The sequence below is a fragment of the Campylobacter novaezeelandiae genome (assembly GCF_004323845.1).
GTDB lineage: Bacteria > Campylobacterota > Campylobacteria > Campylobacterales > Campylobacteraceae > Campylobacter_D > Campylobacter_D novaezeelandiae.
Genome location: NZ_QPGR01000009.1, coordinates 25,390 through 43,499, shown reverse-complemented (window position 1 = coordinate 43,499; position 18,110 = coordinate 25,390). Strand labels below are relative to the sequence as shown.

At 27.1% G+C, this 18,110-nt stretch carries 16 protein-coding genes; all 16 read right to left on the bottom strand.

All coding sequences use genetic code 11. The features are described 5' to 3' along the window. On the bottom strand, positions 1-618 hold the full coding sequence (locus DU473_RS05560; protein ID WP_131164112.1) for a phosphatidylserine decarboxylase: 618 nt from the start codon (positions 616-618) through the stop codon (positions 1-3). Continuing rightward, entirely contained in the window at positions 611-2,548 is a 1,938-nt protein-coding gene (gene ftsH / locus DU473_RS05555) for an ATP-dependent zinc metalloprotease FtsH (RefSeq protein WP_131164113.1), read from the bottom strand. The genes DU473_RS05560 and ftsH overlap by 8 nt, the downstream gene beginning before the upstream one ends. Further along, positions 2,545-3,381 carry a 50S ribosomal protein L11 methyltransferase gene (locus tag DU473_RS05550; protein ID WP_131164114.1) on the bottom strand — a complete coding sequence of 279 codons (837 nt, stop codon included), beginning with the start codon at positions 3,379-3,381 and terminating at the stop codon, positions 2,545-2,547. Before DU473_RS05550 ends, ftsH begins: the two co-directional genes overlap by 4 nt. 34 nt (positions 3,382-3,415) lie before the next feature. Beyond that, positions 3,416-3,802: a chemotaxis response regulator CheY gene (locus DU473_RS05545; protein WP_131164115.1), complete on the bottom strand. Its 387-nt coding sequence runs from the start codon at positions 3,800-3,802 to the stop codon at positions 3,416-3,418. Positions 3,803-3,875: 73 nt separating this feature from the next. Beyond that, complete coding sequence (locus tag DU473_RS05540) at positions 3,876-4,784, bottom strand: PDC sensor domain-containing protein (RefSeq protein ID WP_131164116.1); 909 nt, start codon at positions 4,782-4,784, stop codon at positions 3,876-3,878. After that, positions 4,784-6,559 carry a nucleoside-diphosphate sugar epimerase/dehydratase gene (locus DU473_RS05535; protein ID WP_131164117.1) on the bottom strand — a complete coding sequence of 592 codons (1,776 nt, stop codon included), beginning with the start codon at positions 6,557-6,559 and terminating at the stop codon, positions 4,784-4,786. Before DU473_RS05535 ends, DU473_RS05540 begins: the two co-directional genes overlap by 1 nt. A gap of 1 nt (position 6,560) precedes the next feature. Beyond that, the gene (pglE, locus tag DU473_RS05530; RefSeq protein WP_131164118.1) at positions 6,561-7,721 is read right to left on the bottom strand and encodes a UDP-N-acetylbacillosamine transaminase; all 1,161 of its coding nucleotides are present in this window, start codon (positions 7,719-7,721) and stop codon (positions 6,561-6,563) included. Continuing rightward, positions 7,718-8,314 carry an acetyltransferase gene (locus DU473_RS05525; RefSeq protein WP_131164119.1) on the bottom strand — a complete coding sequence of 199 codons (597 nt, stop codon included), beginning with the start codon at positions 8,312-8,314 and terminating at the stop codon, positions 7,718-7,720. Before DU473_RS05525 ends, pglE begins: the two co-directional genes overlap by 4 nt. After that, the gene (gene pglC / locus DU473_RS05520) at positions 8,301-8,903 is read right to left on the bottom strand and encodes an undecaprenyl phosphate N,N'-diacetylbacillosamine 1-phosphate transferase (RefSeq protein WP_131165683.1); all 603 of its coding nucleotides are present in this window, start codon (positions 8,901-8,903) and stop codon (positions 8,301-8,303) included. The genes DU473_RS05525 and pglC overlap by 14 nt, the downstream gene beginning before the upstream one ends. Then, the gene (locus DU473_RS05515) at positions 8,896-10,026 is read right to left on the bottom strand and encodes a glycosyltransferase family 4 protein (protein WP_131164121.1); all 1,131 of its coding nucleotides are present in this window, start codon (positions 10,024-10,026) and stop codon (positions 8,896-8,898) included. Before DU473_RS05515 ends, pglC begins: the two co-directional genes overlap by 8 nt. Next, on the bottom strand, positions 10,023-12,338 hold the full coding sequence (locus DU473_RS05510) for an STT3 domain-containing protein (RefSeq protein ID WP_131186678.1): 2,316 nt from the start codon (positions 12,336-12,338) through the stop codon (positions 10,023-10,025). Before DU473_RS05510 ends, DU473_RS05515 begins: the two co-directional genes overlap by 4 nt. A gap of 3 nt (positions 12,339-12,341) precedes the next feature. Further along, positions 12,342-13,439, bottom strand: coding sequence for an N-acetylgalactosamine-N,N'-diacetylbacillosaminyl-diphospho-undecaprenol 4-alpha-N-acetylgalactosaminyltransferase (gene pglJ / locus DU473_RS05505; RefSeq protein ID WP_131186677.1), 1,098 nt, complete (start codon positions 13,437-13,439; stop codon positions 12,342-12,344). After that, a complete protein-coding gene (gene pglI, locus DU473_RS05500) occupies positions 13,427-14,368 on the bottom strand; it encodes a GalNAc(5)-diNAcBac-PP-undecaprenol beta-1,3-glucosyltransferase (RefSeq protein WP_131186676.1) in 942 nt (313 codons plus the stop codon). The genes pglJ and pglI overlap by 13 nt, the downstream gene beginning before the upstream one ends. Next, on the bottom strand, positions 14,349-15,416 hold the full coding sequence (gene pglH / locus DU473_RS05495; RefSeq protein ID WP_131186675.1) for a GalNAc-alpha-(1->4)-GalNAc-alpha-(1->3)-diNAcBac-PP-undecaprenol alpha-1,4-N-acetyl-D-galactosaminyltransferase: 1,068 nt from the start codon (positions 15,414-15,416) through the stop codon (positions 14,349-14,351). Before pglH ends, pglI begins: the two co-directional genes overlap by 20 nt. After that, complete coding sequence (gene pglK, locus DU473_RS05490) at positions 15,413-17,113, bottom strand: BC-type lipopolysaccharide transporter PglK (RefSeq protein WP_131164126.1); 1,701 nt, start codon at positions 17,111-17,113, stop codon at positions 15,413-15,415. Before pglK ends, pglH begins: the two co-directional genes overlap by 4 nt. Further along, on the bottom strand, positions 17,107-18,093 hold the full coding sequence (gene galE / locus DU473_RS05485) for a UDP-glucose 4-epimerase GalE (RefSeq protein WP_131164127.1): 987 nt from the start codon (positions 18,091-18,093) through the stop codon (positions 17,107-17,109). Before galE ends, pglK begins: the two co-directional genes overlap by 7 nt. Between the last annotated feature and the right edge of the window lie 17 nt (positions 18,094-18,110).

The window sequence follows — 18,110 nt, the reverse complement described above, 5'->3', positions numbered from 1 at the left end:
TTACTCTAAATAACCTATCAAAGCTCCTGCTTTTATTTTATCTCCAAGTCCTACTTGAATACGAATTTTATCTTTTGGTAAAAATAAGCTTATATTTCCATTAATAAAAAATCCTATTTCATCTCCTGCATTAAGATCTGAATAAATATCATACAAATATAATTTTCTATCCATTGATCCTGCATAAATCTTATAAATAATATTTCTATTATCTGTATTTGCAAAAATTGATATATTTTCATTCATATTTTTTGCAACTTTTAAATTATTGCATAAAAAAAGCCCATGCTTTGTTTTAATCTTATCAATTTTCATTTTAAAACAAGCATAAAATGTCCCAGGATGATAAAAAGAATTTTTAATATTTATTTCTATACACTCTCCCAATAAATGATGATTTAAATTTTGTATTTTTAAAATTTTACCATCAATAGGAGATAATATAGCCTTTTCATCCACACAGATCAAAGTTCTTTTTGGAACTCTAAAAAGAAATAAAAAAAATAAAAATATAAAAAAAACTAAAAATGAAAAAGACCAAAATATCCAGATGATTACAAATAGGCTTAGACTAATCCCTATAGCAAAATATCCAACCCTTGAAAAGTACTTATTCATTTATCTCTTCTTTTGAAAGCGAAGAATCTTTATCTTCTTGCAAACGTGTTGGTAAATTATTTTTTATCTCATATTCTTTAATAATCTCTCTAACTTTAGCACCTTCAATAGTTTCTTCTTCATATAAAGCTTCAACCATAGTTTCAATAGCACCTTTATAATCATTTAAAGTTTTCTTTACTTCATCATATCTATCATCCAATGTTTTTTTAACATAAGTATCCAAAGACTCTGCCATTTTTTCAGAGTAATCTTTAATTGTTTGCCCACCATTTAAAAACGTATTTCTTTGTTTTTCAAGAACCATAAGTCCTGCAATTTCACTCATACCATACATTGATATCATAGCTTTTATAATATCTGTAGCTCTTTCAAGATCATTACTTGCTCCTGTTGAAATCTCGCCAATAAATACTTCTTCAGCAGCACGCCCACCTAAAAGAACATCAACTTCTGCAAGTAGTTCGTGTTTTTGCATCAAAAATTTATTCTCCTCAGGAGTATTTAAAGTATATCCTAAAGCTGCTAAACCTCTAGGAATTACAGAAACTTTGCTTACTTTTTTAGCTCCTTTAGTTGTTTCTGCAATTAAAGCATGCCCACATTCATGATAAGTAACGATTTTTTTCTCTTTATCATTAATACGACGTGATTTTTTCTCAAGTCCAGCTATAGCTCTTTCAACAGCTTCAACTAAATCATCTTGCTCGACATATTTTTTAGAATCTCTTCCAGCTAGAAGGGCAGCTTCATTAATAATATTGGCTAAATCCGCTCCTGCTAAACCTGCTGTAAGTCTTGCTATATCCTCAACTTTTACACTAGGAGAAATTTTTACATCTTTCATATGCACTTTTAAAATTTCACATCTACCTTTAAAATCAGGCTTATCTACTAATACCTGCCTATCAAACCTTCCTGGTCTTAAAAGAGCTGGATCTAAAACTTCTGGACGATTTGTAGCTGCTAAAACAATTACTGGAGAACTTTCGCTTCCAAAACCATCCATCTCAGCTAAAAGCTGATTTAAAGTTTGCTCTCTTTCATCATTACCCCCCATCATACCACTTGCCGCACGACTTTTACCAATAGCATCAATTTCATCAATAAATACAATAGCAGGGGCTTCTTTTTTAGCATTTTCAAATAAATCTCTTACTCTACTAGCTCCAACACCTACAAACATCTCTATAAAACTTGACCCAGAAACACTAAAAAATGGAACATCAGCTTCGCCTGCAACAGCTTTAGCCAATAAAGTTTTTCCAGTACCTGGAGGTCCAACCAATAAAAGGCCTTTTGGAATTTTTGCTCCTAATTTAATATAACGTTCAGGAAATTTTAAAAAATCAACAATCTCTTTTACTTCTTCTTTTGCTTCTTCAACTCCCGCTACATCAGAAAATTTTACTTTTGGTTTTTCAGAATTTACAAGCTTTTTTGAACTTCCTATTCCCAAAATAGAGCTTCCCATATTTTTTTGCATACGACTTGCTAAAAACATCCAAATACCAAAAAAAATAAAAATTGGCAATACCCATGAGAATAAAATATCAGTAAACCAATTAGTTTCAGAATAAGCCCCATAAGCAATATTTTTTTGATCAAGTAAATTTACAAGCTCTGGATCATTAACTTTTTTAGCTGTATAGATAGTATTATGTGCTGAAGATATAGCTTTAATAGTAGTTTGTCCTATACTAACTTGATTAATCTGTCCGCTTTGTATAAGTTTTTTAAGTTCAGAATAGGCAATATTTTTGCTTATCTCACCTCCATTTAAATTAGCTCCAAAAGAATTATTTCCATCAAAAAATCCTTTAAAAAGAACTATCATTACAATTGCAAAAATTGCAAAAATAAAAATTGGATTTTTGTTAAAAAAATTATTATTTTTTGGAGTATTATTTTTATTATTTGGTTTATTCATTGAATTTCCTTTTTATAAACTAAACTTATCCATTCGTTTGATTGGATCTTGTCAATTAATTTTAAATCTTGAAATTTATCCTTTATTCGGCTTTCATATTTGTCTAAAATTCCAGATAATATAAGTATAGCATTATCATTTAAACACTTTTTAATATCGCTTTCTAAAACTAAGATGATATCAGCAATCAGATTGGCCACTACCAAATCATATTTTTTATTAGCTTGATCTACAGAGCCACACCATATATTTTGAAATTTTACTTTATTAATTTTAGCATTTTTTTTGGCACTTTCAATAGCCAATATATCTGTATCACAAATATCAACTTTACATAAATATTTTGCTAGAATAATAGCTAAAATTCCGCTACCACAACCTATATCTAAAGCTAGCATATTCTTTTTGGCGTATTTTTGTAAAAATTTTATACAAGAATGAGTGCTTTCATGATGTCCAGAACCAAAAGCAAGCGCTGGATTTATTTTGATATTTAAACAATTTTCTTTTGGTTCTTGCCAAGAAGTATGAATATAAATATTTTCAATTAAAATAGGATGAATACTTTTTTTGTATTCTTCAATCCAATCTTTATTTTCTTTTTTTTCAAGTATTTTATAAAAAAAAATTTTCTTATTTTCCAAGTTAGAAAGTTTTTCTATAAAAACATCTAAAGCAAAATCCAAATTTTCTAAACTATCTTCAGACCTTATAAAAAAACCTTCATTTTTTTCTTCTAAAGCGTCAATCCCTAAATCAAATATAAAGTCAATAAATATCTTTTCATAAGACTTTTCAACTTTAAAAAATAATTCATAGTAAAATTTTTGCATTTTGAAACTATTTTGCCTAAAAAAGGCTTAATTTTTATTCAGATACCTCAGATCCAGTTCCTAAAACATCTTCAAGTTTTTCTTTCAATACTTGCGGGGTAAATGGTTTTACAATGTAATTATTAACACCTGCTTTTAAAGCTGTAATAACCTCAGCCTTTCCACCCTCGGTTGTAACCATAATAATAGGCATATCTTCATATTTTTTTTCAGCCCTCACCTTTTTAACTAACTCTAAACCATTCATTTCTGGCATATTCCAATCAGTTATTAAAACTTTTATATCTTCATTTTTAGTTAGCAAATCCCAAGCTTCAACCCCATGCTCAGCTTCAAGAACATCATTATGCCCAAGTCTTGTTAGAGTATTCTTAATAATCCTTCTCATAGTAGAACTGTCATCAACAACCAACAATTTCACAATTTCGTCCTTTCAAATTTCTAATTTTACTATTTATTCTACTGAAACAAAAAATAATTATAACATCTTTTTGTTAATTATTATCATAAATATGACTATTTTTATATTTTACTGCAAATAAGTATACACTAAGTCCAATTAAAAGAAGATTAATGCCAGCTATAAGGTATATCACATAAATCATTTGAGATAAATCACTTGATACAAGTTTAAACACTAGCATCAAAGCTTCAATAGCTAAAGCAATAATAATTGATCCTAAAAACCTCACCATTGTTTTTTGTATACCATGAGCTTCTTTTTTCATTTTTCCTAGAACTTCTTCTTCTATTATAGTTTTTGTTAAATCAAAAATAGCTAAGGCTAGAGTAATAGCTATAGTACTTTGAAATATGATTTGTATTCCAACTTTTTCTTGCTCATGAAATAAACTAAAAAATCCTTTTTGAAACAAAAAACATGTAATGATAAATAAAACCACAGCAAAACAAAAATAAATTACACGACTAAAATAATTAAAAGTTGTTTCAAAATATCCAGCTTCTATTACTTTTAAAATATTAATTAAACTTACATCTATACATACTACAAATAATAGTTCATTTTTATCATTATAAATTGGCATAGAAGCAGTAACACATAATTCATTGTTTAAGCTTGAAGGATAAGGGTCACTTAATATACAGCGCTTAAATTTAACGGCTCTATAAAAATAAGCTTTAGAACTTCTATCTTCCCCAGCTCCTGTTTCATATTCTTTTTTTAAAGCTATCGTATTGCCAATTTGCCTTCCAGATGTATCAAGTATATATAAAGCATCAAAAATAGAAATATCATGTTCAATTTTATCTAAGGCTATTTTTATACTATCAAGATGTATATTAGGGAGTTTATTAGGTAAATTTCTTGTTAAGATATATGTCATATATGCTCTTGCTTTATAGCGATTGTCTTCAAATTTTTGTATATCCTTAATAAACATTAATTACCTCCGGCGTTATGTTTAAATTCTGGAACAATTTCAAGCAATGTTTTAATTATATCTTTATTTTGCTTAAGCTTATCAATTTGAGAATTCAATTTAACAAGATCAGTTTTTTGATCTTTTACCACAAAAATACTTTCATATTTTGTTTTTGCATCATTTTCATCGATTAAAAGCTCTTCAAAAAGTTTTTCTCCTTTTCTAAGTCCAGTAATTTTAATTTCTAAATCAGGACGATTTGAAAGCAAAAGCATTTTTTTAGCTAAATCCATAATTTTTACAGGTTTACCCATATCAAGAACAAAAAGCTCTCCGCCTTTTGCTATAGCGCCCGCTTGAAGAACAAGCTGCACCGCCTCATCAACAAGCATAAAATATCTCACTATATCAGGATGAGTAAGACTTAAAGACTCACCCTTTGCAATTTGCTCCTTAAATTTAGGAATAACACTTCCACTTGAACCTAAAACATTTCCAAAACGAACACAAGCAACTTCAAAGTCTTTATTTGATAAAGCCAAGGTATAAAGCTCGCAAACTCTTTTAGTACAACCCATAATACTTGTAGGTCTTACAGCCTTATCAGTGCTAATCATAACAAATTTTTTAACTCCATTATCTTTTGCACTATCAATTAAAATTTTAGTTCCTATTATATTGTTTAATACTGCAGAATAAGGATTTTGCTCACAAAGTGGTACATGTTTATAAGCTGCTGCATGCAAAATAAGTTCTGGTTTGTATTGTTTTAAAACACCTTTGAGATTATCTTCTTCTAAAATACTCATCAAAATAGGAATAATTTTATCTTTATGATTACTTAAATCTTCATTGATTTTATAAAGATTAAATTCACTATGATCAATCATTATAAGCTGTTTTGCGCCAAATTTTATACATTGTTTACAAAGTTCGCTACCTATACTTCCCCCAGCTCCACTCACCAAAACAACTTTATCCTTTAAAAAATCTATAACCGCATTATTATCTAAATCCTTAGGTTTTCTAGCAAGTAAATCTTCTATACTAATATCCCTTGCCTCATTTCTTGTAAAAGAAAAAATTTTAACATCTAAAATTCCATAACCAACAAGCTCTTCAAAAAGCTTTTTTAAATCTTCTTGTTCAAGCTTTAATGCAATAATCGCTGTCTTTGTGCCTTTGTCTACATAATCTTTAATTTTATCTTTTGATTCAACCTTAAATTTATCACAATAAGTTCCAATGAGTTCTTTTCTTTCATCAATTACTCCAACAGGATAAAGTCCTAAATGCCCTTCTTTTGCACCTTTTAGCAAATGAAGTGCTTTAGATGTAGCTCCTATTACTATGCAAGGATTTTCTTCAAAAGCATTATTTGATTTAAAATCAACAAACATCCTTTTACTGATTCTTAAAGTACCTATAAACATATAAGATAAAACAAAATCTATCCCTATAACACTTCTTGGAAAAGGATTAAAAAAATCACTATAAAAAGAAAAAATTATTAAAAAAATAATTTCAGATAAAATAAGGGCTATAAAAATTTTTCTTGCTTCATTTAAAGAAAAAAATCTCCAAGCAACTTTATAAATCCTAAAAACAAATAAAAAGAAAATTTTTAAAATAATAAGTATAAGCCCTGATTTAAACATTGAGTTATAAAACTCATCAGGTATATCACCACTAAATCTTAAAGAAAAAGCTAAAAAAATAGAAAGTAAAAATAAAAAAATATCAAAACAAACAAAAAATATTAATCTTTTGCTTTTATAAAAAGTAAAATCCATCTTAACCTCGGATGCTCTTTAAAATAAGATAAGAAATTTCTTTAACATCATCTTTGCTCATAGTAGTGCTGCTTGGTAAACAAATTCCTTTATAAAAAAATAATTCACTATTGCCATTTACATAAGCTTTTTCACCTTTAAAAACTGCTTGAGCATGCATAGCCTTCCAAAGAGGTCTTGTTTCAATTTGTTCTTTTTTTAAATCTTGAATCAATTTTGAAATTTTAGGATGCAAAGGAAGATCTTTTTGTGTAATACAAATACTTTTTTTCTCTTTAAAAAGTTCATTTAGCTTAAAATCTATTAAAGCTGTGCTTAGCCAACGATTACTTCTTGAATTTTCAAGTTCGTCTAAAAAACTAAAACTATCGCCTAAAAATTCTTTATACCACTTATAAATTTCTCTTTTTTTAAGCACTCTTTGTTCTAAAACTTCCATTTGCGCAACACCAATAGCACCCAAAACATTACTAAGTCTATAATTATATCCATAATCTAAATGCTCATAATGCAAACAATCTTCTCTAGCTTGAGTGCTATAAAACCTTGCTTTTTCTATTTTTTGCTTGTCTTTTCCTACAAGCATTCCTCCACCTGAAGTTGTGATAATTTTATTTCCATTAAAAGAATAAACCCCAAACTCTCCAAAAGTTCCCAAAGCTTTACCCTTATAAAAACTCCCTAAAGCTTCTGCTGCATCTTCAATTAAAATAATATTATTTTCTTTACAAATTTCAAGAATCTCATCCATTTTTGATGCATTACCATAAAGATGTGTTAGAATTAAAGCTTTAGGTTTTTTTTCGCTTTCATAAATAGCTTGTTTTAATAAAGTTATATCTAAATTAAAAGTTTCATCACAATCAATAAAAATAGGCTTAGCCTTAAGATAATAAATAGGTGCAACCGAAGCAATAAAAGTAAAAGACGAAGCTAAAACCAAATCATTTTCTTTTACTCCAGCCACTCTTAAAGCAAGATGTAAAGCCGCTGTTGCAGAATTTAAAGCTAAAGCATAATCACTTTTTGTATAATCTTTGATACTCTGCTCGAAACGATTAACAAATTCTCCTAAAGGAGCTATATAATTACTTTTAAAAACTTCTTGTATATATTTTAATTCATTTTCGCTCATATGTGGAGCTGAAAGAAAAAATTTCATAACTTATCCTTTATACTTCTTGCAGGAACACCTATATAAGTTCCTTTTTCAGTTATATCACGCGTTAAAACCGCACCTGCACCCAAAATACTATTATCCGCCATAGTCAAATTAGGTAAAATACAAGAATTAATTCCCATAAAACACTTTTTGCCTATTTTTACATTCCCAGCCATTTTAGCCCCAACACTTATATGAGAAAATGTATCTATTTTACATTCATGCTCTACAACACAAGAAGTATTTAAAATAACCCCTTTAGCAATAAAAGCTTTAGCATTAACCACTACACAAGGCATAATTAAAATTCCACTTTCTTCTAAAAAAGCACTTGGACTTACAATAGCACTTGGATGAATTAAATTTACAATTTTAAAACCATTTTCTTTAATAGTATTAAAAACCTTTTCTCTAATGCTATTATCTCCTATAGCAACAAATATATCCCATTTTGGCAAATCTTTGCTAAATTTTACACCTTTATTATCATCTAAAAAAATACATTCTTCATAACCTAAAGACTTGGCTACATCTGCACAAACTAAACCGTGCCCACCTGCTCCATAAATATAGATTTTTTTAGTTCTTTCCATTAAATTTTTCCGTTGTGGCTTGACCTGTTTTATTTATCCCGCTTCGTTTTAGCACTTTAAAAAAAGTTAAAAAAAGAATTTTTAAATCAAGAGCAAAAGAAATATGTTCTACATAATACACATCAAGTTCAAATTTTTGCTTCCAAGAAATATTATTACGTCCATTAACTTGTGCCCATCCTGTAATACCTGGTTTTACATTATGACGCATTTTTTGTCTTGAATCATAAAGTTTTAAATATTCAGATAATAAAGGACGCGGACCAACAAAACTCATATCTCCTTTTAAAACATTAAAAAGTTGCAATAATTCATCTAAACTCAAACTTCTAATAATTTTTCCTAAAGATTTTAAACGCATTTCATCAGGAAGTAAATTTCCTTGCTCATCTTTTTCATCGCTCATTGTCTTAAATTTGTAAATTTTAAATTCTTTTTCATTAAGCCCAGGTCTAATCTGCGTAAAAATTACACTTTTTTGAGTGATTTTTAAAAGTATAGCTATAATTAAAATCAAAGGAGAGAAAAAACTTAATAAAATTAAAGCTAAAATAAAATCCAAAATCCTTTTAATATACTTTTTATACATTTTTCATACTCTCATCATAAATTTTTAAATAATTTTTTGCAATTAAATTTTCATCTAGTTTTAGAGCTTCTTTAAATGCATTATGAGCTAAATTTTCTCGTAATTTTGTATCTTCTATCAATAAAGTGATTTTTTCGACAAAATCATTTATATTTTTACTCTGAAATAAAAGACCATCATAACCGTTTGAAATTGCTTCTATGCAACCTTCACAATCACTTACAATACAAGCTTTTGCGCAAGCTTTTGCTTCTAAAATTGTAGCAGGAAAACCCTCTTTATAGCTTGGCAAAACAAAAATATCACACAAATTTAATAAAAAAGCTATATCATCTCTTGATCCAAGATAAAAAACTTCACCTTTTTGTAAAAACTCTAAAGGAGCACAAGATTTATTATCATCTCTACCGCCTACCAAAATAAAATTAGCTTTATTTTTTAAAAGTCTGGCTGCCTCATAAAATTCTTTAATCCCCTTATGCCACAAAGCTCTAGCTATCATTAAAATTAAAGGTTTATTGGGCATATTATAATTTTTTAGAAAATTTAACTTAATATCATTTTGAATTTTTACAGGAAAAAATTTCTTAAGATTAACTCCTACAGATTTTATAATACAAATTTTTTCTTCTTTTAAGCCTAAATTTCTCATGAATTCAGCATTACTTTCATTTACAAAAATAAATTTAGTAGCAAATCTAAATGATATTTTATATAATAAATTAATCGTTGTTCTTACCAATTTGCTTTTAAGATCTTCATCAATATAAAACGATCCAAGTCCTTCTACAAGAGCAAAAATTAATTTAATTTTTGCTACTTTTGCTGCTATTACTCCAAAAGTATTACTTTTATGAGCACTTGTTTGAATCAAATCTAAATTTAAATTTTTTAAAGTTCTTGCAAGATGTAAAAAATTTTTAAAAACAACCAAAGGATTAAGACTTGAGCGATTTAGATCATAAAAAATAATATTAGCTTTTAAATCCTGAAGCTTATGAGCGTAATTATCCTTTGGAACTATAATAAATACCTCATCTCCTCTTTCTAATAAAGCTTTAATAATAGGAGCTCTAAAATGATAAATGCTCATGCCAGAGTGACTTAAAAATCCTATCTTCATATTTTTAATTTAAATACCTTTGCTTCTTTAGTATTTAAAACCAAATCGAATAAATTTTTATCATAATTGCCTAAAAAAAACATTTGAACAAAAGCACTTTGATACATATTTTTATCCATCAAAATAAATTGAGTAAAAGGCATAGAGGAATCTTTAATATAAAAAATATAAAAATTTGCACTAGGATCAACATTGATAATTTTATATTCATTTTTTTCTACAGAATCAAATTCTATAAAACTATTAATAGCAAAAACGTCTCCATTTAACTTAAAATTTCTAAAATCATTACTTAAAATTATCCCATTACTTAAAATAATCTCGCCATTATTTTCACCTAAAATATAAGAAGTGCTAAAAGTAAATGGTTTATTAAGCTCCCCTGTTTCAAGATCTATAAAAGAAAAACTTGCAACAGTTGAAAAAATCGAAACCATTCGCGATGGGAGATAAAGATAAATATCTCTTGTTTTTGGAGTATTGATTTTGAAATTTTCTTTACTTAAAGAATTTAAAAATAAATCAACATTACTTTGATTATAATCTCTCATCATAGCATCAAGCAAATCATTATATGGCTTATAAAAACTTTTTTCAGTATATTCCACACTTAATCTTGCCATATTTGCAGCCGATCTTTGATCTTTACTTAAAACAAAAGAAGGAAAAAAGTTATCTTTTCCTAAATGTTTGCCACCATCTACCAAGGTTTTAACATCACTATAATATCTAATAGGATACCCATAATCCCACCACGTTACAACATAATCTTCTCTTGATGCCAACTCTTTAAGCTTTGTCAAAAGAATAGCTTCATTTTGAGTAAAAACAGTTGGGGCTTTGTAATTATAAATATGCCTTAAAGCAGAAGATAAACTTATCATTAAAATGGCTATGATAAGAAAAACACGCATTAATTTTAAATTCTTTTTATATAAAAATTTTAAAGCCATAAAAATAAAAAAGAATAATATTAATAAAAATGCAAAATATCCTAAAAAATCATATGAATCAAAATTTTTTTGTATCAAATAAAAGAATATAAATAATACAATAAAAAGAAAAATTATAATTAAAAGAAATCTAAAAAATCTTATATCTTTAATATTTTGTATTTTAATTTTTTCTAAATACTCTAAAAATTTAATACATAAAAAACCAAATCCCAAAGCCATAATAGGTACTGCATAGATAGTAAAACGAAGCCCACCCTTAAGCGCCAAAAAACCAAGCAAAAGCATAGGTAAGGCTAAGATAACACTCTTGTGCTGTTTGATAAATAAAATAAAACCTATAAAAGAAAGTAAAAAAATAATTTCATTAGAACTTATTCTTTGCATAAAAACACTTAAATCTATACTTTCAACTTCTTGTATAGTTTTATTAACATTAAAATAAACAAAACCTTGAGTTAAATTAGCACTAGAGTCAGTTCGAAATATATAAAATTTAAGCTGATAAAGTATAGGGTCAACACCGCCACTTAAAATTAAAAAAATAAGAGTGAAAAAACCCAAAATAAGAAGCAACTTTAAGTTAAAATAATAATTTTTTAAAACAAATAAAGAAAAAAGTATTACTATAATTGCGCTTTGGTAAAACCAAGCAATATTTGAAAGAGTAATAAGCATTAAAATAATACTCATATACAATATAGTTTCTTTTCTATGAAAGATAAGAGTATAAATTAAAAATAACCCTATCAAAGCAACATTTAAAGTATAACTTGATGGATACCACCAAAGATAAATCATTACACAAAAAGGTAAGAAAATAAAAGATAATAAATCCTTTTTTAAAATAAGCCTTATCATAAAAAATAAAATAAACATAGGAAGGACTATTACAAGCATATCCGTATCATAATATCCTGCCATAGTACGATTATAATAACTATTTGCTATGCTTGCTAAAAGAGCAGCTATAAAACCCATTAAAGGATTTTTATACTCATTAGCAATCAATACAAGCGGTATAACAAGCAAAGAAGATAAAAATACACTCATATATAAAATAATACTCTCAAAAGAAAAAGGGGTAATTTTATAAAGCCAATAAGTAAGAGTAGAAAGTGATGATCCATAATAGCTTAAGTCATTAGGCTGATGAAAGCCGGCTATCATATCTCTTGCACCCTCTGCAAAAGCATACCCATCATTTGAAATAATCATTAATTCGTTATTAAAAAAATACTCATTAAATTCACTTGCCCAAAAAATCCAATAAAAACGACACGCAATACTAAAAATAAAAGCTATTAAAATAAAAACTATTAAATTATAATTTTTAAAAATACGGTTTATCTTTTGCATTATTTACCCTAATAAATATTTTAAAGCATCTCTTGCAATCTTAATTTTATCAAATTCTGATGCTCTTTGTTTTGCTTTATTTTTATAAGTATTTTTTAAATTTGTATCTTCAAGCATTAACTTTAAGCCCTTATACATACTCTCTTCATTATCTACCTCCACCAAAAGACCAAATTCATTATCACCAAATAATTCTCTTGCTCCACTTTGATGATCTGTACAAACTACTGCACAAGAGCAAGCCAAGCTTTCAATTAAAACATTAGAAAAACCTTCAAATACCGAAGCAAAAGCAAAAAATTCACACTTAGACATATATTTATAAGGATTATTATCAAAACCTAAAAGTAAAACTTTTCCTTTTAAATTTAATTGAAAAATTAATCTTTCAAGCTCATCTTTTAAAACCCCTTCTCCAAGAATGACAAGTTTTAAATCTGTTTTTAATCTTGCATAAGCTCTAATTAGTAAAGCATGATTTTTTCCTTTGTCTAATCTTCCCACGCTTAATATAAATTTATCTTTTAATTCAATAGGCTCTAAAGATTGTTTTTCTATATTTTCTATATCAATGGCATTGTATAAAATATTACATTTTTCTTTTTTAATATTAAAATTTTGCACTAGATCCTCTAAATTTCCTTTAGAATTGGGCAAGATTAAATCAGCTTTAGGATATAAAAAATAAATTAAAGCTTTATTTATAAAAGAGGTGAAATTTTTTTTAGCATACATCACGCTAGGAGTTGTACATTCATTAATAACTAATTTCGTTTTTAATCCAAACACTCTTGATAATAAAGCAATATAATTAGGGCGATTAAGAAAAACAAATTGTGTATTGATATTTAATTCTTTGCAAAGTTTTTTGTATCTTAAGGCTAAAAAAGGAAGTTTTAAAAATTTCATCAAAGAATTTTCATTAGGATAAGATTTTTCTAGAAAATGTATTTTGCATTCTGGAATTTTATAAGAAATTTTATCATTCATTAAAATAAGATGTACTTCAAATTTCATATTTAAAATAGGCAATAAAGTTGCCACAACCCTTTCTGCTCCGCCACTACCCAAAGAATAAATAAAAATAGCTAATTTTTGCATAAACTCACTCTAATTTTTGATAAAAAAATAATAATCTTATTTGGAATTATACTTAAACTTAGCAAGATTAAAGCAGGAGTATTAAATTTAATCCATAAACTTTTAAAAAGACAAAAATACATTTGTTTATAAAGATGGGCTAATTTAGCATAATAAGCTGCCATTTTATAGTAACTTGCGCATTGTTTTTTATAGTCTTTATCCTTACTTTTTAAAAGTTCATTCTCTACTATCCTAGCAAGCTCCAAATAACCAAGATAAACTCTTTTTGAATTTTTAATAGCTCCTAAAGTTACACTATCCTCTCTGTTAACTTTATATATTCTTAATGCTTGATGAATATAAAAACTTTTTTCATCATACAAATGCACCCAAAGAGTTGCTTCATTTCCATAAAATTCTTCATTAAAGCGATGATCCTTAAGTAAAGATTTCTTAAAAATTGATAAAAATTCTCCATAAAATTTTGCCATTAAAAAATCTTTTTTTGTTACCTCGCTATCTTTGGTAAAACCTTTACCGCTAAATTCTTCTTTTAAAGAGCCATTTTCTTCAATTAAACAATTTCCAAAAACATGAGAATAACCCTGTTTGCTTTTTTCTATTAAAACACTAAGCGCATTAGGCAAGAGCTCATCATCATCATCTAAAAAGGTAATAAATTCTCCCCTAGCATGATCTAAGCCATTGTTTTTATTGCCATTAGGACCATGCTTATACTTGGTGTTTTTAACATATTTTATACGTTTATCACGAAGAATAAATTCTTGAACAATTTTTTCACTTTGAGAATTAGGCTCATCATCGCTAACAATAATTTCTAGATCTTTAAAATCTTGATCTTGCACACTTTTTAATGCTTTTTTAAGCAATAAAGGGCGTTTAAAAGTAGGAATAATAACAGAAATTTTAGGAAATTCTAAGCTCATTGATTATTTTCATCCATTTTTCTTTAATTTGTAAAATATCATAATCTTTGCATCTTTTTCTTGCATCTAAAACTAATTTTTTTCTTAAAGATTCATCCTGCATTAATAAAGTCATTTTTTCAGCTAAAGCTAGTTCATCATCACAATTTACCAAAAATCCGTCTTTAGCATCATTGATTAAATCACTTGCTCCATTATAATAACGAGTTGCTATACGAGCCACATCAAAATATAAAGCTTCTATTAAAACCGTTGGTAAACCTTCCATAAAAGAACAAAGACATAAAATCTTAGCTTTAGAATAATAAGTTTTTACATCCTTGATACGACCTAAAAATTCTACTTTAATATTCAAGCTTTTAGCTTTATATTCTAATTCTTGTTTTAATTCTCCATCTCCCAAGATTAAGAAATTATAATTTTTTCTTAAATTCTCATCTAAATTTGCTATAGCTTTTAAATACATCAAAGCATTTTTATTATGATCTAAGCGTCCTATAAAAAGAATAAAATTTTCTTTTTCAAAACTTTCATTTTGGAGCTTAAAATGAGTTGGATTTGCTAAAACAATAACCTTTTTAACAAATTTTTCATAAAATTCTTTGTCTTTATTTCCCAATACACTTAAAGCATCACAAAAAGGATATGTAATTCTTCTTAAAAAACGCCAGATTTTTGATTTCAAATAAGCTTCATTGCTATGCTCACAAATTATTAAAGGGGTTTTTATACCTATTTTTGCAACTATACAAGCAATATTAGTTGTATCCAAAAAAGAGATAAAAATATCACTTTTTTCTTCCTTTAAAGCTTTTCTTAAAGCAAAATATTTTTTAAAACGGCTAGCAATTTTATGATAAATATTATCAAATCTAAATTGTTGTAAAGTTTTAACTTTTATTTTTTCATCTAAAGGGTAAAAAGAATCTCCAGAATGAAACTTTATAATTTTTATCTCGTGTTCTTTACAAAACTCATTTGCTAAAGTCACCAAGACTCTCTCAGCTCCACCAGAATTTAAAGTGGCTATAATAAAAGTAATTTTCATTTTTGCCTCTCTAAAATAAGCTTTGAATGCTCTAATTTATAAACTTTATCACATTTTGCTATACCCAAAAGTCTATGAGCGATAATAATCATCGTTTTATCTTTAGAAATTCTAAAAAGCTCATCCATAATTTTCATTTCACTCTCATTGTCTAAAGCAGAAGTTGCCTCATCAAGAATTAAAATTTCAGGTTTTAAATACAAAGCTCTTGCAATGGCAATCCTTTGCTTTTGCCCCCCGCTTAAATTATTTCCACCATCTCCTACTTTTGTATGAATTCCATTAGGCAAGCTTTTAATAAAATTTTCAAGATTAGCCTGTTTAATAACCTCTTTAAGCAAGTTAAAATCGATCTCATCGCCAAAGGCAATATTTTTAGCTATGCTATCATTAAAAAGATAAATTTGTTGTGGAATATAACCTATTTTAGATCTTAAACTTTTAATATTGTCTTCATTTAACACTTCATTATCAATATAAATTTTGCCCTCTTTTACTTTTAATAAACCCATAATAATATCAACTAAGGTGCTTTTTCCACATCCACTTTCTCCAATAAATGCAATTTTTTCACCTTTTTTTATACTTAAGTTTAAATGAGTAAATAAATTATCTTTATTATGATAAGCAAAGCTTATATTTTCTAAACGAATTTCTTTTTGAAAACTAATACTTTTATTTTCCAACTTTTCTTCTTTTTGATTTAAAATATCATAAATGATATCTAAAGAGGATCTATAATAAAGCAAATCATGATAACTCGTAATAATACGATTTGCACTAGGCATTAATCGATAAAGTGCCAAAACAAAGACAGAAATAGTTGCTAAAATATTAGAAATATCACCTTTATTTTTAAAAACTAAAAAAACAACTATAAAAATTAAAACACAAAATCCAATTGCTTCAAGGTATATTCTTGGCAAAGCAGCAATACTTTCATTGCTTATATTTGCCTTGCTAAAATCCTTACTTTGTTGTTCAAAAAGTTTCAAAATCGATTTTTCTTTAATTTTTAGTTTAATAAATTTAAAATTATTTAAACTTGTATTAATAATTTCAAAAAAATTTTTCATTGCTTCTTCGCGTCTTAATCCAGCTTTTTTAACAAGTGGAGATAAAATACGCATTAAAATAAAAGCATTTAAAAACAAAAAAACACTTAAAGCTAGAGTAATCTTATAATCAATTAAAAGAAGCAAAATATAAAGCAATAAAACAACAAAAATTTCACTCATCATCAATAAAAAAGAAGAAATCATTGTGCTAAGATTATAAACTTCTCCTGTGATATTTTTTAATAACTCAGAATGACTTTTTTGGGTAAAATCTTCGTAATTAATATGAAGATATTTTGAAAAAATCTTATAAGATATACTATGATACCTTCCCTTGGAAAATTTTGCTAAAAGATGAAAATAATAAGAATTTAATAACGCACGCAACACATAAAAACAAACTAAAACTAATCCAAAATAAACAATAATTTTATAAGTAGGCAAGGCTAAATATTCTTTGATAGAAATTAAATACTCATTTCTATCAAAATAAGAAAAATCACTAGCCAAGGTAACAAAAGGCATAATTAAAGATATGGCAAAAGTTTCCATAAATGAAATAAAAATAGAAAAAACCAACAAAGAAAATAAAAAATTCTTGTCTTTTTTATCTAAAATAAAAAAAAGTTTTTTTAGCACTGTTTTTCCCAATCAAAAGCACTTTTACAAATTGTTTCTAAATTATCAAATTTTGGTTTCCAAGATGTTAAAGATCGAATTTTATCTGCATTAGAAATTAAAACACTAGGATCTCCTGCACGAGGCGGGGCAAGTTCTACTTTAAAATCTACTCCGCTAACTTTTTTCATAGTTTGAATCACTTCCTTTACGCTAAAGCCGTGACCATAACCCACATTAAAAATATTACTTTCATTATTTTGTAAATATTCTAAAGCGGCCAAATGAGCACTTGAAATATCATCTACATGGATATAATCTCTTATACAAGTTCCATCTTTAGTATTATAATTATCCCCGAAAATAAATATTTTATCACGCTTATTAGCCGCACATTCTGCTGCTACTTTTATAAGTAAAGTTGCTTTTGGATAACGCTGACCTAGTTTAAAATCCATACAAGCGCCTGCAACATTAAAATATCTTAAAATACAATATTTAAAAGAAGGATTAGCCATATTAGCATCTCTTAAAACTTCTTCACTCATAAGTTTGCTTCTTCCATAAGGGTTAATAGGACTTAATGGGCTTTCTTCGCTTACCACAGAATTTTTAGGTTCTCCATAAGTTGCTGCAGTAGAAGAAAAAATAAAATTTTTAACATTATTTTCCAAACAAGTTTGTATAAGATTACTTGTATTGGCCGTATTGTTTAAATAATATTTTAAAGGATTTTGCATGCTTTCAAACACCTCAATACTCGCAGCAAAATGGACTACTGCATCGAACTTCTCTTGCTTAAAAAGCTCTTTAATTGCATTAAAATCGCTCAAATCTTGTTTAAAAAATTTAAAATCTCTAATTTCTTTTAAATCTTTAATTGCAATTTCACTTCCCTTAGATAAATTATCTAAAACACAAATTTCATGATCTGTATTTAAAAACTGTCTTAAAGTATGTGATCCGATATAACCTGCCCCACCAGTGATTAAAATTTTCATCTTTTTCCTTTTTTTGC

Coding starts and splice junctions, on each gene's coding strand:
- DU473_RS05560 (WP_131164112.1), bottom strand. CDS start 618: ATGAATAAGTACTTTTCAAGGGTTGGATATTTTGCTATAGGGATTAGT.
- ftsH (WP_131164113.1), bottom strand. CDS start 2,548: ATGAATAAACCAAATAATAAAAATAATACTCCAAAAAATAATAATTTT.
- DU473_RS05550 (WP_131164114.1), bottom strand. CDS start 3,381: ATGCAAAAATTTTACTATGAATTATTTTTTAAAGTTGAAAAGTCTTAT.
- DU473_RS05540 (WP_131164116.1), bottom strand. CDS start 4,784: ATGTTTATTAAGGATATACAAAAATTTGAAGACAATCGCTATAAAGCA.
- DU473_RS05535 (WP_131164117.1), bottom strand. CDS start 6,559: ATGGATTTTACTTTTTATAAAAGCAAAAGATTAATATTTTTTGTTTGT.
- pglE (WP_131164118.1), bottom strand. CDS start 7,721: ATGAAATTTTTTCTTTCAGCTCCACATATGAGCGAAAATGAATTAAAA.
- DU473_RS05525 (WP_131164119.1), bottom strand. CDS start 8,314: ATGGAAAGAACTAAAAAAATCTATATTTATGGAGCAGGTGGGCACGGT.
- pglC (WP_131165683.1), bottom strand. CDS start 8,903: ATGTATAAAAAGTATATTAAAAGGATTTTGGATTTTATTTTAGCTTTA.
- DU473_RS05515 (WP_131164121.1), bottom strand. CDS start 10,026: ATGAAGATAGGATTTTTAAGTCACTCTGGCATGAGCATTTATCATTTT.
- DU473_RS05510 (WP_131186678.1), bottom strand. CDS start 12,338: ATGCAAAAGATAAACCGTATTTTTAAAAATTATAATTTAATAGTTTTT.
- pglJ (WP_131186677.1), bottom strand. CDS start 13,439: ATGCAAAAATTAGCTATTTTTATTTATTCTTTGGGTAGTGGCGGAGCA.
- pglI (WP_131186676.1), bottom strand. CDS start 14,368: ATGAGCTTAGAATTTCCTAAAATTTCTGTTATTATTCCTACTTTTAAA.
- pglH (WP_131186675.1), bottom strand. CDS start 15,416: ATGAAAATTACTTTTATTATAGCCACTTTAAATTCTGGTGGAGCTGAG.
- galE (WP_131164127.1), bottom strand. CDS start 18,093: ATGAAAATTTTAATCACTGGTGGGGCAGGTTATATCGGATCACATACT.